The sequence below is a fragment of the Rhizobium sp. BK289 genome, assembly GCF_014193575.1.
Taxonomy (GTDB): Bacteria; Pseudomonadota; Alphaproteobacteria; order Rhizobiales; family Rhizobiaceae; genus Rhizobium; species Rhizobium tropici_C.
Genome location: NZ_JACHZO010000011.1, coordinates 88,285 through 103,599, shown reverse-complemented (window position 1 = coordinate 103,599; position 15,315 = coordinate 88,285). Strand labels below are relative to the sequence as shown.

Below are 15,315 nucleotides of genomic sequence, written 5' to 3'. Positions count from 1 at the left end.
ATGGCAGAGCAAACCATCTATTTAGAAGACTATGAACTCGGCCATGTCAGGGTGACCACCGGACGGACGATCACCGAAACCGATTTCGTTGTCCATGCCGGCCATACCGGCGATTTCTTCCCGCATCACATGGATGCGGAATTCGCCAAGACGTTGCCCGGCGGCCAGCGCATCGCGCATGGGACGATGATCTTTGCGATCGGCGTCGGACTGACGGCCTCGCTCATCAATCCCGTCGCCTTTTCCTATGGCTACGACCGGCTCCGCTTCGTCCGCCCGGTACATATCGGCGATACGATCCGCACCCGCGTCACCATTTCAGCGAAGGAGGATGATCCGAAGCGTCCGGCGTCCGGTCGTGTGGTCGAGCGTTGTGAAGTGCTGAACCAGCGCGACGAAGTCGTGCTTGCCGCCGATCACATCCTCGTCGTTGAACGCAAACCGGCAGCGGAGCAGGCATGATGGCGACGCTGAAGGGAATGACCTGGTCGCATCCGCGCGGCTACGATCCGATGATCGCCTGCTCGAAGGTGTGGCGGGAAAAGACCGGCGTCGAGATCGGCTGGGAAAAGCGGTCGCTGCAGGATTTCGAGACCTATCCGGTGGAAGAACTTGCCGCCCGATACGACCTCATCGTCATCGATCACCCGCATGTTGGCCAGATCACCCGCGAGAACTGCCTGCTGCCGCTCGACGACGCTGAACATGCGGATGAAATCGCGGCGATCGCGGCCGGCACCGTTGGGCGCTCCTATCAAAGCTACAACTGGCAAGGCCGGCAATGGGCCTTTCCGCTCGATGCAGCAACACAGGTGCAGGCCTATCGGCCTAGCCGACTGAGCGCGCCGGTCAAGGATCTCGCCGAATTCGTGACGCTCGCCAAGGAAGGCAAAGCGATCCTGCCGATGCGGCCGCCGCATTCGCTGATGACTTTCATCACGCTGGCTGCCCATCTCGGCACGCCCTGCAACATCGAAGGGCCGGATTTCATTGCCAAGGCTGATGGCGAAGCGGTGCTCGACTGGATCGCGCAGCTCGTTTCGGGCATGGATGCCAGCTGCTACGAAATGGATCCGATCGCCGTGCTCGACCTGATGGGCCAGCCTGACAGCCCCTATGTGGCGTCGCCTTTCATCTATGGCTACGTGAACTATTCCTTTGCTGGATTCAGGCCGGCGCGGATCGCTTTTTCAGATATGCCCGTGACCGATGGACGCGCGCCGAATGGCTCGGCACTCGGCGGCACCGGCATCGCCGTGTCGGCACGCACGCAAGCGCCTGAAGAGGCGAAGGCCTTTGCGCGCTGGATTGCGAGCGGGCCGGTGCAGGCGGGTGTTTATGCGAGTGGAAACGGTCAATCCGGCCATGCCGACGGCTGGGTCAGCGATGCGGTCAATGCGCCGGCGCTCGATTTTTATCGCAACACGCGTGCGACGCTGGAAGGCGCCTATGTGCGGCCGCGGCACGACGGCTACATGGCATTTCAAAGCGACGCATCCGCAGTGATTAGCGATGGACTGCGAACCGGAGAGCGGCATACAGTCCTCATCGACAAGCTGAACCGCCGTTTCGCGCAGTCCTTCGAAGCTTAGTGTGAGGCTGCGCCAACTGATTGTTATTGCATGATCTTATCCGAAATGCCGGCTACAGAGCCGGCGAAGTGGATGAGGTCATGATCCCGGAGGAAAGGATCAGGATTATGGGTCACGGGTTGGAAGGCAAGAAGGTCGTCATCACGGCGGCGGGGCAGGGGATCGGCCGGGCTTCGGCCGAGCGCTTCATCTCGCTTGGCGCGCATGTCTACGCCACCGACATCAACGAGCAGACGCTCTCGACGTTGGAAGGCGCCAGCAAGCATGTGCTGAATGTGCTTGACGGCACCGCCGTCAAGGCTTTCTCGCAAGAGGTCGGCCCTATCGACGTGCTCTTCAACTGTGCCGGCTTTGTCCATGCCGGCACGATCCTTGATTGCGAGGAGAAGGATTGGGATTTCTCCTTCAACCTCAATGCCAAGGCGATGTACACGACCTGCCGGGCCTTCTTGCCGGGCATGCTGGAGAAGGGCAAGGGCTCGATCGTCAACATGGCTTCGGTCGCTTCCAGCGTGAAAGGTGTGCCCAACCGCTTCGCCTATTGTGCCTCGAAGGCTGCCGTTATCGGGCTCACCAAGTCGATCGCTGCCGATTTCGTTGCGAAGGGCATCCGCGCCAATGCGATATGCCCCGGCACGGTCGACAGCCCCTCGCTGCATGAGCGGCTCAGGGCAACCGGCGACTATGACAAGGCAATGAAGGATTTCATCGCCCGCCAGCCGATGGGCCGCATCGCGACCGCCGAAGAGATCGCCGCTCTGGTGACCTATCTGGCCGGTGATGAGGCGGGCTTCACGACGGGTCAGATCCACGTCATCGACGGCGGCTGGACGGGCTGAGGCTTCCTTGTCGCAATCGGAGACCTCGTGTTGCGAGGCCTCCTTTTATTTGCCACTCTCGTTTGCGAATCGGTTTGTAACGGCGATTTGCGATCAGGAGAGCGGCATGGATGCGAACGGATTTTTGCATCGTTCCAGAGGTCTCGTGCTGTGGCGCAAGCACCATGTGATCGTGATCTCCGTGCTTGCCGGTATCGCCGTCTTCCTGTTTCTGACATCACGTGATCTCAATGCCAGCAACCTGTTGATCGCCTGGGACACGACCGCCGTCGTCTTTATCGTCTATAGCCTCTATCGGATGCTGACGGCCAATGCGCTTAGCATCCGCAAGCGCTCGGCCGACCTCGATTTTTCGGATGGATTCCTGCTTTTCCTGTCGATCGCGGCGGCAATCGCCAGCATTGGTGGCATTGCGCTGGATCTGCTTGGCGTCAAGGACGCCTCACCCGAAGTCGCTTTCTACCGCGTGATGATGGCGATCGTGACGATCCTGATTTCATGGACCTTCCTGCACACCCTGTTCACCATCCACTATGCGCATCGGTTCTATAGCATTCCGGGCAAGGGGCAGGGATTGAAATTCGCCGAGCCGGTGGAGGAACCGATCTATTGGGATTTCCTCTATTTCTCCTTCACCATCGGCGTTGCTGCACAGACGGCCGATATCGGCGTTTCCACCGTTTCGATGCGTAAGCTCGTGATTCTGCACGCCATCCTCTCGTTCCTGTTCAACACGACGATCCTGGCGCTTGCGATAAATGTCGGGGCGAGCCTGATCTAGGCCCGCCCCGATGCATCGATGATCCCTGTCGTCAAACGACGGCGTTACCGGCCATCACGGCCAGGATCAGGAACACCAGGAATATGATCAGGAAGATGGCGAAGAGAACGCGCGCAATGGTTGCGGTTGCCGCCGATACCCCTGAAAAACCGAAAAAGCCGCTGATCAGCGAAATCACAAAGAAAATGAGAGCCCATTTCAGCATTTAGCAATCTCCTCTGCGTTGTACTTGTTGAAGACGCGGGAGGAGGGTGATTTGTTCCGAGGGCGGTTGGGTTTTGACGACGGCTCTGGAATTGTGGGGAGTGTGGCACCCCCCTCTGTCACTTCGTGACATCTTCCCACAAGGGGGGAGATTGTAACTTGCAGCGCTGCCATTGCAAAACAATGAGCATCGTATCGGCTGGGCTATTATGCTTTATCTTACGGACTGAATGATGCGCTCCAACGATCTCCCCCCTTGTGGGGGAGATGTCCCGAAAGGGACAGAGGGGGGTACAGCGGGGCCCCAAACTCAGGAAGGCTGGTTTGCGTCAAACCTCCCGTCACCCATGATTGATCATCACATGCCGGACGGCTGTATAGTCTTCGATAGCGTAGACTGACATATCCTTGCCGTAGCCGGATTGCTTGAGCCCGCCATGCGGCATTTCGTTGACCAGCATGAAGTGGGTGTTGATCCAGGTGCAGCCATATTGCAGGCGGGCAGCCGTCTGCATGCCGCGGCTGATGTCCTTGGTCCAGACCGAGGAAGCCAGGCCGTAGTCGCTGTCGTTAGCCCAGGCGACGGCATCCTCGGCATTGGTGAAGCGCGTCACCGAGACCACAGGGCCGAAAACTTCGCGGCGGACGATCTCGTCATCCTGCGTAGCGCCGGCGACGACGGTCGGGGCATAGAAGAAGCCGCGCTCGCCGGAAATCTTGCCGCCGGTGGTGATCTCCATGTGCTTGTGTTCGGCGGCGCGGGTGACGAAGCTTTCGACGCGGTCGCGCTGGCGCTTGGAGATCAGCGGGCCGATCTCGTTCTCGGTGTCGTCAGCGAGGTTGAACTTGATGCTTGACACGGCTGACGTCAGATCCGCGACGAAGTTGTCATAGACTTTTGCGTCGGCATAGATGCGGCAGGCAGCGGTGCAGTCCTGGCCGGCATTGTAGTAACCGAAGGTGCGGATGCCGGCGACCACGGCGTCGATATCGGCATCGTCGAAGACGATGACGGGAGCCTTGCCGCCGAGCTCGAGATGCGTGCGCTTGACCGTCTTGGCCGCAGCCTGCAGGACCTTCTTGCCGGTAGCGACATCGCCGGTGATGGAAACCATGCTGATCTTCGGATGGTTGATCAGCGCATTGCCGACGCTCTCGCCGCGGCCGAGGATGACGTTGACGACGCCCTCGGGAAGGATATCCGCCAGCAGCTTCGCCATCTTCAGCGCCGTCAGAGGCGTCTGTTCGGAAGGCTTGAAGACGACGGTGTTGCCACCGGCAATGGCTGGCGCCAGCTTCCAGGCCATCATCATCAGCGGATAGTTCCAAGGCGCGATGGAGCCCACGATGCCGATCGGATCGCGGCGGATCATCGAGGTATGGCCGGGCAGATATTCGCCGGCGACCGGGCCGTGCAGGTTGCGCACCGCGCCGGCAAAGAAGCGGTAGCAGTCGACAATCGCCGGGATCTCATCATTGAGCACGGCGTTGATCGGCTTGCCGCAGTTCAGCGCCTCCAGGGCTGCGAAACCTTCGGCATCGCGCTCGATGGCATCGGCGATCTTGAGGAGATAGGCCGAACGCTGGCTTGGCGTCGTCTGCGACCAGCTCGTGAACGCCTTTTCGGCGGCATCGACGGCGGCATCGATCTGCCCGAGCGACGCCTCGGGCAAGTTGAGCACCGTCTCGCCTGTCTTCGGGTTGAGGACGCGTTCTTCCGTTTCCGTGCCGGCTTCGAAGCGGGAGCCGATCAGCATTTGGGTATCCATTATTCTCTCCCTTTCATTTGCCGCCGCCGGCGATCTGATCGCCGTCGCGGGTGAGATAGTAGGCTGCCAGGATCGGCAGGAAAGTGACGAGCACGACGACCATGGCGACGACGTTGGTCACCGGTCGCTGGCGCGGACGGATGAGTTCCTCCAGCATCCAGATCGGCAGGGTCATCTGCTGGCCACCGGTGAAGGTGGTGACGATGACTTCATCGAAGGACAGCGCGAAGGCGAGCATGCCGCCCGCAAGCAGCGCCGTGCCGATATTCGGCAGGACGACATGGCGGAAGGTCTGGAAGCCATCGGCGCCGAGATCCATCGAGGCCTCGATCAGCGAGCCGGAGGTGCGGCGGAAGCGGGCGACGGCGTTGTTATAAACCACGACGACGCAGAAGGTGGCATGGCCGAGAATGATCGTCCAGACCGAGAAGGGGATGTCGAACAGGCTGAAGGCGGAGCGCAGCGCAATGCCGGTGATGATGCCGGGCAGCGCGATGGGCAGGATGACCAAGAGCGAGATCGCCTCGCGGCCGAAGAATTTCGTCTGGCTGACGGCGGCGGCGCAGAGCGTGCCGAGGATCAATGCGATGATGGTGGCGATGGTCGCGACCTGCACCGACAGCGCCAGCGCCGACCAGACATCCGGCCTGTTCCAGGCGATGCCGAACCATTGCAGGGTCAGCCCCGGCGGCGGCCACTGATAGCTCTTTTCTTCTATCGTGAAGGCATAGACGAAGATCAGCAGGATCGGCAGATGCAGGAAGAGGAGGCCGCCAGCGGCTGCGATCTTCAAAGGCAAGGAGGCGCGTTGGCCACGATCAGAGCGCATCGAAAGCTCCCTGCTTTTTGGCGATCCAGAGATAGATGGCCATGATGACGATCGGCACGACCGAGAAGGCGGCGGCCAGCGGTACGTTGCCGGCAGTTCCCTGCTGCGTATAGACGGCCTGGCCGATGAAGAGGCGCGAGGAGCCGATGATCTGCGGGATGATGTAATCGCCTAATGTCAGCGAGAAGGTGAAGATGGAGCCGGCGACGACGCCCGGCAAAGCGAGCGGCAGCAGAACCGTGCGGAAGGTCTGGTTCGGCGTCGCGCCGAGATCCGAGGAGGCTTCCAGCAGGTTCGCCGGCACGCGCTCAAGTGCTGCCTGCGTCGGCAGAATCATATAGGGCAGCCAGATATAGACGAAAACGAGAAAGGTGCCGATGTAGCTCACGGAGAGCGAGTTGCCGCCGATGATCGGCAAGGCAAGCACGCCGTCGAGCAGCCAGCCGAGATGCAGTTTGTCGAAGATCCAGGTGAGGATGCCTTCCTTGGCGAGGATCAGCTTCCAGGCATAGACCTTGACGAGATAGCTCGACCAGAGCGGCAGCATGACGCCAAGATAGAACAGCGCCTTCCATTTTCCCTGGGCATAGCGCGCGGCGTAATAGGCGATAGGGAAGGCGACGAAGGCGGATGCGACGGTCACGAGGGCGGCCATCACGACCGTGCGCAGGATGATATCGAAATTCGCCGAGTTCAGCAGCTGGGCATAGGTCGAGAGGGTGAATTCGTAGTTCACCATTCCCGAGAAGTCGTCGATCGAGAAGAAGCTCTGCAGCAAGAGCGCGATCAGCGAGCCGATATAGATGATGCCGAGCCAGAGCAGCGGCGGCGTCAGCATCAGGAAGAGGAATAGTTTCGGGCGGCGCCAGAAGAGATCCGAGAGGCGGCCGAAGACGCCGCCGCGGCGCGGCAGGATCGAGGCCGGCGCCCGGCTCGACGAGGCGGGGAAGGCGGCGGCGTTCATGCGGCGTCGTCCATATAATGAACATCCGCCGGCAACCAGGCGAGGCGGATGGCGGCGCCGGTATCCGGAGCCGGCTGGCCAGCGGGTACGGTCACATGCAGGCGGGCGCCATTCGTCTCGACCGAGAGGCGGGTAGCGGCACCGAGAAAGCTCGTTGCTTTCACGGTGGCCACCACGCCGCTCCCCTCAGTCAACCGGATGGCCTCGGGGCGCAGGCTTGCCCAGCGCCGCTCGCCGCCGAGCGACGACATGGTTTCGGGGGCGATGACATTGGAGGAGCCGACGAAATCGGCGACGAAGCGGGTCTTTGGTCGCTGATAGATGTCGTGCGGCGTGCCCTGCTGCACGATGCGGCCGTCGTTGAAGACAGCGACGCGGTCGGCCATGGACAGGGCCTCGCCCTGATCGTGGGTGACGAAGACGAAGGTGATGCCGAGCGCCCGCTGCAGGCTCTTCAGTTCCTCCTGCATCTGCTCGCGCAGTTTCAGGTCGAGCGCGCCAAGCGGCTCATCGAGCAGCAGTACCTTCGGCTTGTTGACGAGCGCGCGGGCGAGCGCCACACGCTGGCGCTGACCGCCGGAGAGCTGGCCGGGGCGACGCGCGCCATAACCCGGAAGCTTCACCAGTTCCAGCGCCTGCTCGGCTGCCTTCAGCCGTTCGGCCTTGCCGACACCCTTGACCATCAGCCCATAGGCGACGTTGTCGAGGATATTGAGGTGCGGAAAGAGCGCATAATCCTGGAAGACCGTGTTGACGTTGCGCCTATAGGGCGGCACGCCTTCGGCGGTTTCGCCGAAGATTTCGATATGGCCACCCGTGGGCTGCTCGAAGCCGGCAATCAGTCTGAGGCAGGTAGTCTTGCCGGAGCCGGAAGGGCCGAGCATGGCGAAGAATTCGCCGGGCGCGATCTCCAGATCGACGCGGTCCACAGCGCGGACCTGGCCGAAATGGCGCGACACCTGCTGAAAACGAACGGCGGTCATGGGGTGCTCCAGGGGTACTTGTTTTCCTTCTCCCCAGTGGGGAGAAGGTGCCCGATAGGGCGGATGAGGGGCTGAAGAGCGGAGTGAAGCGGAGGGTGAGCGGCAAGCGAAACGCAGCTTTTGCTATGCTGCGCCACCCCCTCATCCGACCCTTCGGGCCACCTTCTCCCCGAGGGGAGAAGGTAAGTTCCTACCGCCCGCCGATCACGCCGATATAGTCGGAGACCCAGCGGTGATAGGGCACGCATTCGCCCTGCGTGCTGCATTTCGCGACGGGCGTCTTCCAGAACTTGATCTTGTCGAAGTGATCATAACCGTTGGTGGCGCAGCCGCTGTCGGTCAGGAGTTCGTTGCCCTTGCAAGCTGCCGGAACCGAGGGTACGGCGCCGAACCAGGCGGCGGCATCGCCCTGAACCTTGGCCTGCAGGGAGTGCTCCATCCACATATAGGCGCAGTTCGGATGCTCGCTGTCGGCATGCAGCATGGTGGTGTCGGCCCAGCCCGTAGTCCCCTCATCCGGGAAGGTGGAGGCGATCTTCTGCTTGTCGGCTTGCAGCAGGTTCACCTGGAACGGCCAGGAGCCGGAGGCGACGACGCCTTCGTTCTTGAAGTCGTCGGTCTGGATCATCGCATCATGCCAATAGCGGCTGACGATCTTGCGCTGGCCACGCAGCAGCTCGAGGGCGGCCTTGTACTGATCTTCGTTGAGCTCGTAGGGGTCCTTGATGCCCAACTCCGGCTTGTGGGCCATGAGATAGAGGGCTGCATCGGCAATATAGATCGGCCCGTCATAGGCCTGCACGCGGCCCTTGTTTGACTTACCATCAGGCAGCGTTGTTTCTTCGAAAACGATATTCCAGCTCTTCGGCGCCTGACCCTTGAAGGCGTCCGTGTTGTACATCAGCACGTTCGGCCCCCAGAGATAGGGCACGCCATAGTGAACGCCGTTGACCGTGTGCCAGGGGGCATTCTTCAGGCGTTCGTCGAGGTTCTTCCAGCTCGGGATCAGATCGGTGTTGATCGGCTGGACGCGCTTGCCGGCAACGAGTCTCAGCGACGCATCACCGGAAGCGGTCACGAGGTCGAAGCCGCCTTCGTTCATCAGCGCGACCATTTCGTCTGAGGTCGCGGCGGTCTTGACGCTGACCTTGCAGCCGGTCTCCTTTTCGAAACCGGTAACCCAATCGTAATTCTTGTCGCTTTCACCGCGCTCGATATAGCCGGCCCACGCGACGATGCTCACCGCACCTTCGCCCTTGCCGAGCGTCTTCAACGGTTCGGCGGCAATGACCTGCGTGGCGAAACTTAAGCATGCGAGTGCGGCCGTGCATGATTTCAGCAGATGCTTCATCGGACTCTCCCGGTTTTTAAGCCTTGATGGCGTGGAGCCAGTGGCTGGCTTCCTGTTCCCGGAAGAAAAGGTGACGCTATTTCACCGCATTCGCAAATTCATTTATCAGAAAGGCGATATCGGAAATTCCGATTCCCGGCGCGTACGCGTGAGCTAGGAATAAGCTCGTGCTACCGCTGCCGGCCCGAGCGCATGCTTTCTGCGACGCCGACGAAGTCGCGGGCGGCCTGCGGCAGGCTCGAGCCCTTGCGCCAGACCATGCCGACCTGCACCACAGGCAGCGAGCCGGAGACGTCGCGGCTTTCGATGCGGTCGCCTTCCAGCGACCAGGGGCGATAGACGAGATCCGGAAGGAGAGCGACGCCCGCGCCTGTCGCAACCAGGCTGCGCACTGCTTCGACAGAACGGGTTCGGAAGGCAACATGGGGGCGGGCGCCGAGCGCCGTCAGCAGCTTGCCGGTATTTTCCTCGATCTCGTCGATGGTCAGCATGATCAGTGGCTCGCGGCTGATGTCGGCGACACTGATGATGTCGGCCGAGACCAGGGGATGACCCATTGGCAGCCAAAGACGATAAGGCGAAGTCTCAAGGATCTCCGCCTGCAGGGCCATGCGATCGCGAAGGTTGGAGATGACCATGACGGCAACGTCTAGTTCACCGCCCACCAGAAGATGTTCCAGATAGCCGCCGTTGTCCTCGATGGCGCTGACCTCGACACCGGGGCAGGCGCGGCGATAGCGCGCCAGAAGATCGGACAGAACATAGCCGGCGACAAGCGATGTCACGCCGATATTCAGCGTACCGCCGGCCTCGTTCCGCTTGCCGGAAAAGCTGGTGCGGGCATCGGAAACGGTCGCGAGGATCTTCGTCGCATGGCGCAGGAACTGGTGACCGTTATGGGTGATGGAGAGACCGCGCGGATGGCGCTCGAACAGCTCGACGCCCAGATCGCTTTCGAGCTCCTTGAGGGCTTCCGTGACGGATGATTGCGAGATGGACAGGTTCTGTGCAGCGCGCGTCACGGAGCCTTGTTCCGCTACGGCGACGAAGTATTGCAGCTGTCTCAGGGTGAAAGCCATGCTCCGGTTAGAGCATGTTCGCGGCGTGAAAGGCAAGCATCCGCCAATCCTGTGAAAGTTCGGACCTTTTTTGGTAGCAATGCCGCCAGAGTTGCAAGTTTCACGTCCGTTTTAAGTATTCCGAAACGCCCTCTGCCTAACGTGAGGGTTGATCATCTTTGTCGGCTTGGAGTGGTCTATGCTGGAGCAGTTGGCGTGAGCGCCTTACTGCATATTTTCCGGGCACACCGGAAGTTTGTCGTCATGATCGGCGGAGTGGCCCTGCTCGTGGGCTCCTCCGGCGTTTTGGCGCTTTCTATCGGCAAGGACAAATTGCTCGATTTAGCGTCGGCTTCCCCCAACGGGCTTCAATGCCTGGATGTCAATCTCGTCACCATCCGCAAGGAAAACCGCTTCTGGGTGCGTAAATATATCCGCACGGAACCGACCGATGGCCTGACACGGGTCAGGACCGCGCTCAGGGTCGCCAAGGCTGTGTATCAGGAGCAGAAGCCGGATCTCGTTCAGGTTGTGGTTCTCGACAAGAACGGACCGACGCTGCGCTCCGACATACGTGGCCGGGCGCTGGGCGCCGACGTGGTCTACGTGCCGCACCCGGACAAGCTCGTCGACGGCAGCTCCGAGGTGCCGGTGACGGCGCGCTACTATGATGGCGGCGCCAGCAATGCCGGCCTGTTCTACGGTGAGCAGGTCACCATGCTGCCGCAGGATATCGATGCCGCGCTTGCCGAATTGAAGGACTATAGCGATTGCGACAACGCGCTGACGAGCGACAATGGTGCCGCGACCGCGAAGAAGGACAAGATGAAAGCGGCGATCGCTGCGGAAGAAAAGGCAGCGGCAAAAGAAGAACAGCATGATGCCAAGCCGTCGCTGCCGGAGCCGAAATCGACCGGCAATGTGCGGCCCGGTTATGACGACAACGGCGAATTCATCGGCGCCGATGCCCGCGACAAGGAAAAGACTCCGTCACCGCGACTGGACCCGACCATGACGGGTGCCGCGGACCGCCGATCGCCCATCACGAATTGACGCCATCGTCCCTGTTGCAGATTGGGCGGTTCCGCGAAACGCTGAAACGCCCAATCTGTTTGTTCTTGCGCAATTCCGGACGAAAAAGCGCCACGCGCTTTCCTTGAATTGTTCTGGCGTCTGAAATCGCCGGATCAATCGGCCTTGTTGCGACGGGCCGGGAAGAGGATGATGTCGCGGATCGACGGCGAGTTGGTCAGAAGCATGATGAGGCGGTCCACGCCGATGCCGAGGCCGCCTGCGGGCGGCATGCCCTGGTCGATGGCATCAAGGAATTCCTCGTCGAGTTCCTTCTGCTTTTCACCGCGCGCATGCGCCTGCTCGAGCTGCTCGACCATGCGGGCGCGCTGCTCTTCCGGATCGTTGAGTTCCGAGAAGGCATTGCCGAGTTCCCAGGCGTTGCAATAGGTCTCGAAGCGCTCGACGAGGCGCGGTTCGCCCGGTACTTCCTTGGCGAAGGGCGAGATGTCCTTCGGGAAATGCGTGACGTGCGCCGGCTGGATCAGCGTGCCCTCGACTTTCTCTTCGAAGATGAAGGCAAGGCATTCGCCCCAGGTTGCATCCTTCTCGACGGTAAAGCCGGCAGCCTTGGCGGCGTCGCGGGCTTCTTCGTCGGTCTTGATCGCCAGGAAATCGATACCGGTCGCTTCCTTGACGGCATCGGGCATCGGCACGCGGCGGAACGGGCCCTTGAAGGAAATCTGCTTGTCTCCGAAGGCGAATTCCGTGCTGCCGTGGATCGACATGGCGAGCGTCGAGAACAGCCGCTCGACGAGATCCATCATGTCCTCGTAGTCGGCATAGGCCCAATAGCACTCCATCATGGTGAATTCTGGATTGTGCCGGGTGGAGACGCCTTCGTTACGGAAATTGCGGTTGATTTCGAAGACTTTGTCCGCGAGGGCCGAAACCAGGGTGCGCTTCAGGAACAACTCCGGAGCGATGCGCAGGTACATGTCAAGCTTCAGCGTGTTGTGATGCGTCTTGAACGGCTCGGCGGTGGCACCGCCATAGACCGAATGCAGCATCGGCGTCTCGACTTCCATGAAGCCGTCATCTTCCATGAAACGGCGGATGCCAGAGACGATCCGGCTGCGCTGCTGGAAGCGGAGCTTCGATTCCTCGTTGGTCATGATGTCGAGATGGCGCTTGCGATAGCGCAGCTCGATATCGGAAAGGCCGTGCCACTTTTCCGGCATCGGCAGCAGCGACTTGGTCAGCATGGTGATCTGCTGGGCGTTGATCGTGAGCTCACCGCGCTTGGTGCGGCGCACTATGCCGGTGACGCCGATGATGTCGCCGATATCGATCATCGGCAGCAGGGAGCGGGCCTCTTCCGAGGTCACGTCCTTGTGGCTGAAGATCTGGATCTTGCCGGAGGCGTCGTGGATATCCATGAACATGCCGGAGTTGCGCGAGGAATAGACGCGGCCGGCAACGGTGACGACATCGCCGGTTTCCGTATCCGGCTCCAGGCCCTCGTATTTCGCAGCGAGCTCGGCATTGGTCATGGTCCGGTGGAAATGCGCCGGATAGACGTCGCCGATCTGTTCGCGCAGCAGCTTCAGCTTCTGGCGGCGAACTTCCGTTGCGTCGGAGGAGAGGGCGGATGCTTCGGTCTTGTCGTTCATGGTTTTAAAGTCCGGTTCAGTTCTTTGGGCCGACGAGGGTCGCAACGGTCTGCGCGGCCAGTTTCAGCCGCTGGCGTACGACGGAGCGGCCGAGGATCGCCATGCTATCGAAAAGCGGCAGGGAGCGCGAGGAGCCCGATACGGCGACGAAAAGCGGCGCGACGATGACCTTCAGCTTCTTGCCCATGCGGTCGGCGATGGCGCGCAGCTCGGCTTCGATCGTCTCGACGTTCCATTCGAGGATCTTTTCCAGATCTGGCTGCACCGTGTTCAGGATTTCCAAGAGTTCCTCTGGCGTCGACTTGATCTTCGCGAAAGCGGAGGGGTCGAGGTTGAGATCGGACTTGAACAGGAAGCCGGTGAGATCGGGCAGTTCGCCGAGCTTGGTGATGCGTGACTGCGAGAGCTTCAGGCCTTCCTTCAAGCGATCGTTTTCCATCGCCCAGATCAGGACGCGATGCTGGAATTCCTCTTCCGAGAGCTTTTCGCGGATCCAGCGGCCGTTCAGCCAGTCGAGCTTCTGGATATCGAAGATCGCACCGGCCTTGGAGAGGTTTTCCGGGTCGAACTTTGCGGCAAGCTCATCCATGCTCAAGAGCTCTTCGCCTTCGGCGATCTGGATGAAGAACAGGCCGAGGAAGTTCATCAGCGCTTCGGGGATATAGCCGAGGGCCGTGTAATAAGAGATCGAGGTCGGGTTCTTGCGCTTCGACAATTTCGACTTGTCGGCATTGCGCATCAGCGACAGGTGCATGAACACCGGCGGCTCCCAGCCGAGATACTGATAGATCAGAATGTGCTTCGGCACCGAGGCGAGCCATTCCTCGCCGCGCGCGACATGAGTGATCTTCATAAGGTGGTCGTCGACGACGTTGGCCATGTGATAGGTCGGCATGCCGTCGGCCTTCAGGAGAACCTGCATGTCGACGGCATCCCACGGGATTTCTACATCTCCGTAAACGCCGTCATGGAACTTGCAGGAGCCTTCCGTCGGGATCTTCATGCGCACGACATGCGGCTCGCCGGCCGCGACGCGTGAGGTCACTTCTTCGGCCGAGAGGTTCAGACAGTGGCCGTCATATTTCGGCGGCAGGCCGGCGGCGCGCTGCGCCTCGCGCATCTTTTCCAGGCGCTCCGGCGTGCAGAAGCAGCGGAAGCCGTGGCCGTTTGTAACGATCTGCTCGACATACGGCTTGTAGAGGTCCTTGCGGTCGCTCTGGCGATAGGGGCCGTAAGGGCCGCCGATATCGGGACCTTCGGACCATTTCAGGCCGCACCATTTCAGCGCGTCGAGCACCTTGGTCTCGAATTCCGGAGTGGAGCGGGTCGCGTCGGTATCCTCGATGCGCAGGATGAACTCGCCGCCGTGTTTCTTGGCGAAGAGATAGTTGAACAGCGCGATATAAGCGGTGCCGACATGCGGCTCGCCGGTGGGGGAGGGTGCGATGCGGACGCGAACGCCTGATGTGGTCATTTTGTTTGCCCGTCATAAAAGGCCGGGCCGCGCTTGGGACAAGCGCCGTCCAGCCGAAAATGTGTATCTGGATCAGGAAACCGGCCGGAAAAGGGCGTTCTTAACGCTTCAGTTCCGCGTTTCCGTATGGCTGGCCTTAGGCCATATTCAACGGGAGACGTCAAGGGAAACTGCGCTGCGAGGCCGCTTGCACCCGGTTGCGCCGCATCGATTTGAGCCGGTCTCTCAATTTCACGAGACGTCTTTACTCTTCATAAGGCTACGGAGACAAAAGCGGGCTGCCCGTCGAATTTGATTTGCAATTTTCGCGGCAGTGACGAAATAGGTCTTCAATCGTCCACCGCGAGGAAACAATGAAGAAACTGATTTTGAGCTTTTTATTGGCGGTCGCCGCGTTCGATGCAGCCGCGGCGCAATCGACCATCACGCGGGACAGTTCTGCCCGGCTGATCGAGTCCTACCGCGCCTATATCGGCAATGACGACCTTTACAATTCCAAGGGCGAGCGCCTGACGGCGCCCTGGCAGATCATCCGCCAGGACCGTGCCAACTATCACGCCTATCGCCGCCGTGACCGTGGCGACGAGGGCGACAGTTTCTTCTCACTGCCCTCCAATCGCCAGAAGCTGGAAGCCATGCTGGCAAACGGCAATATCGCCGACGATGCCGGGAATTATATCGTTCGCGGCAACGTCTGGATCAAGGTCGACATTTATGGCCGCGGCGATATCGGCGAATGGGTCGACGTGCACGTGCAGGATTGATCGCTCTAATGGGACTGCACCCG

At 60.7% G+C, this 15,315-nt stretch carries 15 protein-coding genes; 6 read left to right on the top strand and 9 right to left on the bottom strand.

Annotation, left to right across the window (positions count from 1 at the left end; genetic code table 11):
• The 4 genes from FHT84_RS21325 to FHT84_RS21310 all read left to right on the top strand — a co-directional run bounded on the left by FHT84_RS21325 (nucleotide 1) and on the right by FHT84_RS21310 (nucleotide 3,212).
• A complete protein-coding gene (locus FHT84_RS21325) occupies nucleotides 1-462 on the top strand; it encodes a MaoC/PaaZ C-terminal domain-containing protein (protein WP_113249538.1) in 462 nt (153 codons plus the stop codon).
• On the top strand, nucleotides 459-1,592 hold the full coding sequence (locus tag FHT84_RS21320; RefSeq protein WP_113249539.1) for an extracellular solute-binding protein: 1,134 nt from the start codon (nucleotides 459-461) through the stop codon (nucleotides 1,590-1,592). Before FHT84_RS21325 ends, FHT84_RS21320 begins: the two co-directional genes overlap by 4 nt.
• Nucleotides 1,593-1,699: 107 nt before the next feature.
• Nucleotides 1,700-2,431 carry an SDR family oxidoreductase gene (locus FHT84_RS21315; RefSeq protein WP_113249540.1) on the top strand — a complete coding sequence of 244 codons (732 nt, stop codon included), beginning with the start codon at nucleotides 1,700-1,702 and terminating at the stop codon, nucleotides 2,429-2,431.
• Nucleotides 2,432-2,537: 106 nt separating this feature from the next.
• A complete protein-coding gene (locus tag FHT84_RS21310; RefSeq protein ID WP_183764749.1) occupies nucleotides 2,538-3,212 on the top strand; it encodes a DUF1345 domain-containing protein in 675 nt (224 codons plus the stop codon).
• Between the two features lie 31 nt (nucleotides 3,213-3,243).
• On the opposite strand, the gene FHT84_RS21305 is transcribed toward FHT84_RS21310, so the two are convergent.
• The 7 genes from FHT84_RS21305 to FHT84_RS21275 form a co-directional block, all read right to left on the bottom strand.
• Nucleotides 3,244-3,417 (bottom strand): DUF1328 domain-containing protein, encoded by a 174-nt coding sequence (locus tag FHT84_RS21305; protein ID WP_015341190.1) that lies wholly within the window; start codon nucleotides 3,415-3,417, stop codon nucleotides 3,244-3,246.
• Nucleotides 3,418-3,757: 340 nt separating this feature from the next.
• Complete coding sequence (locus FHT84_RS21300) at nucleotides 3,758-5,185, bottom strand: gamma-aminobutyraldehyde dehydrogenase (protein WP_183764752.1); 1,428 nt, start codon at nucleotides 5,183-5,185, stop codon at nucleotides 3,758-3,760.
• A gap of 13 nt (nucleotides 5,186-5,198) precedes the next feature.
• On the bottom strand, nucleotides 5,199-6,014 hold the full coding sequence (locus tag FHT84_RS21295; RefSeq protein ID WP_113249543.1) for an ABC transporter permease: 816 nt from the start codon (nucleotides 6,012-6,014) through the stop codon (nucleotides 5,199-5,201).
• The gene (locus FHT84_RS21290; protein WP_112343233.1) at nucleotides 6,004-6,978 is read right to left on the bottom strand and encodes an ABC transporter permease; all 975 of its coding nucleotides are present in this window, start codon (nucleotides 6,976-6,978) and stop codon (nucleotides 6,004-6,006) included. The genes FHT84_RS21295 and FHT84_RS21290 overlap by 11 nt, the downstream gene beginning before the upstream one ends.
• Complete coding sequence (locus tag FHT84_RS21285) at nucleotides 6,975-7,961, bottom strand: ABC transporter ATP-binding protein (RefSeq protein WP_113249544.1); 987 nt, start codon at nucleotides 7,959-7,961, stop codon at nucleotides 6,975-6,977. Before FHT84_RS21285 ends, FHT84_RS21290 begins: the two co-directional genes overlap by 4 nt.
• A 190-nt stretch (nucleotides 7,962-8,151) precedes the next feature.
• The gene (locus FHT84_RS21280) at nucleotides 8,152-9,312 is read right to left on the bottom strand and encodes an ABC transporter substrate-binding protein (RefSeq protein ID WP_112343235.1); all 1,161 of its coding nucleotides are present in this window, start codon (nucleotides 9,310-9,312) and stop codon (nucleotides 8,152-8,154) included.
• 170 nt (nucleotides 9,313-9,482) lie between these two features.
• The gene (locus FHT84_RS21275; RefSeq protein WP_112343236.1) at nucleotides 9,483-10,391 is read right to left on the bottom strand and encodes a LysR family transcriptional regulator; all 909 of its coding nucleotides are present in this window, start codon (nucleotides 10,389-10,391) and stop codon (nucleotides 9,483-9,485) included.
• A gap of 195 nt (nucleotides 10,392-10,586) precedes the next feature.
• On the opposite strand from FHT84_RS21275, the gene FHT84_RS21270 reads away from it, so the two are divergent.
• Complete coding sequence (locus tag FHT84_RS21270) at nucleotides 10,587-11,423, top strand: hypothetical protein (RefSeq protein ID WP_113249545.1); 837 nt, start codon at nucleotides 10,587-10,589, stop codon at nucleotides 11,421-11,423.
• A 134-nt stretch (nucleotides 11,424-11,557) separates the two neighbouring features.
• Here FHT84_RS21270 and lysS read toward each other — a convergent pair whose 3' ends face one another.
• Together lysS and gltX are read right to left on the bottom strand one after the other, a co-directional pair.
• Nucleotides 11,558-13,054, bottom strand: coding sequence for a lysine--tRNA ligase (lysS, locus tag FHT84_RS21265; protein ID WP_113249546.1), 1,497 nt, complete (start codon nucleotides 13,052-13,054; stop codon nucleotides 11,558-11,560).
• Nucleotides 13,055-13,070: 16 nt separating this feature from the next.
• Nucleotides 13,071-14,528 carry a glutamate--tRNA ligase gene (gene gltX, locus FHT84_RS21260; RefSeq protein WP_112343239.1) on the bottom strand — a complete coding sequence of 486 codons (1,458 nt, stop codon included), beginning with the start codon at nucleotides 14,526-14,528 and terminating at the stop codon, nucleotides 13,071-13,073.
• Nucleotides 14,529-14,881: 353 nt separating this feature from the next.
• Between gltX and FHT84_RS21255 the strand changes: the two genes are divergently transcribed.
• Entirely contained in the window at nucleotides 14,882-15,292 is a 411-nt protein-coding gene (locus FHT84_RS21255) for a hypothetical protein (RefSeq protein ID WP_112343240.1), read from the top strand.
• The last annotated feature ends 23 nt before the right edge of the window (nucleotides 15,293-15,315 follow it).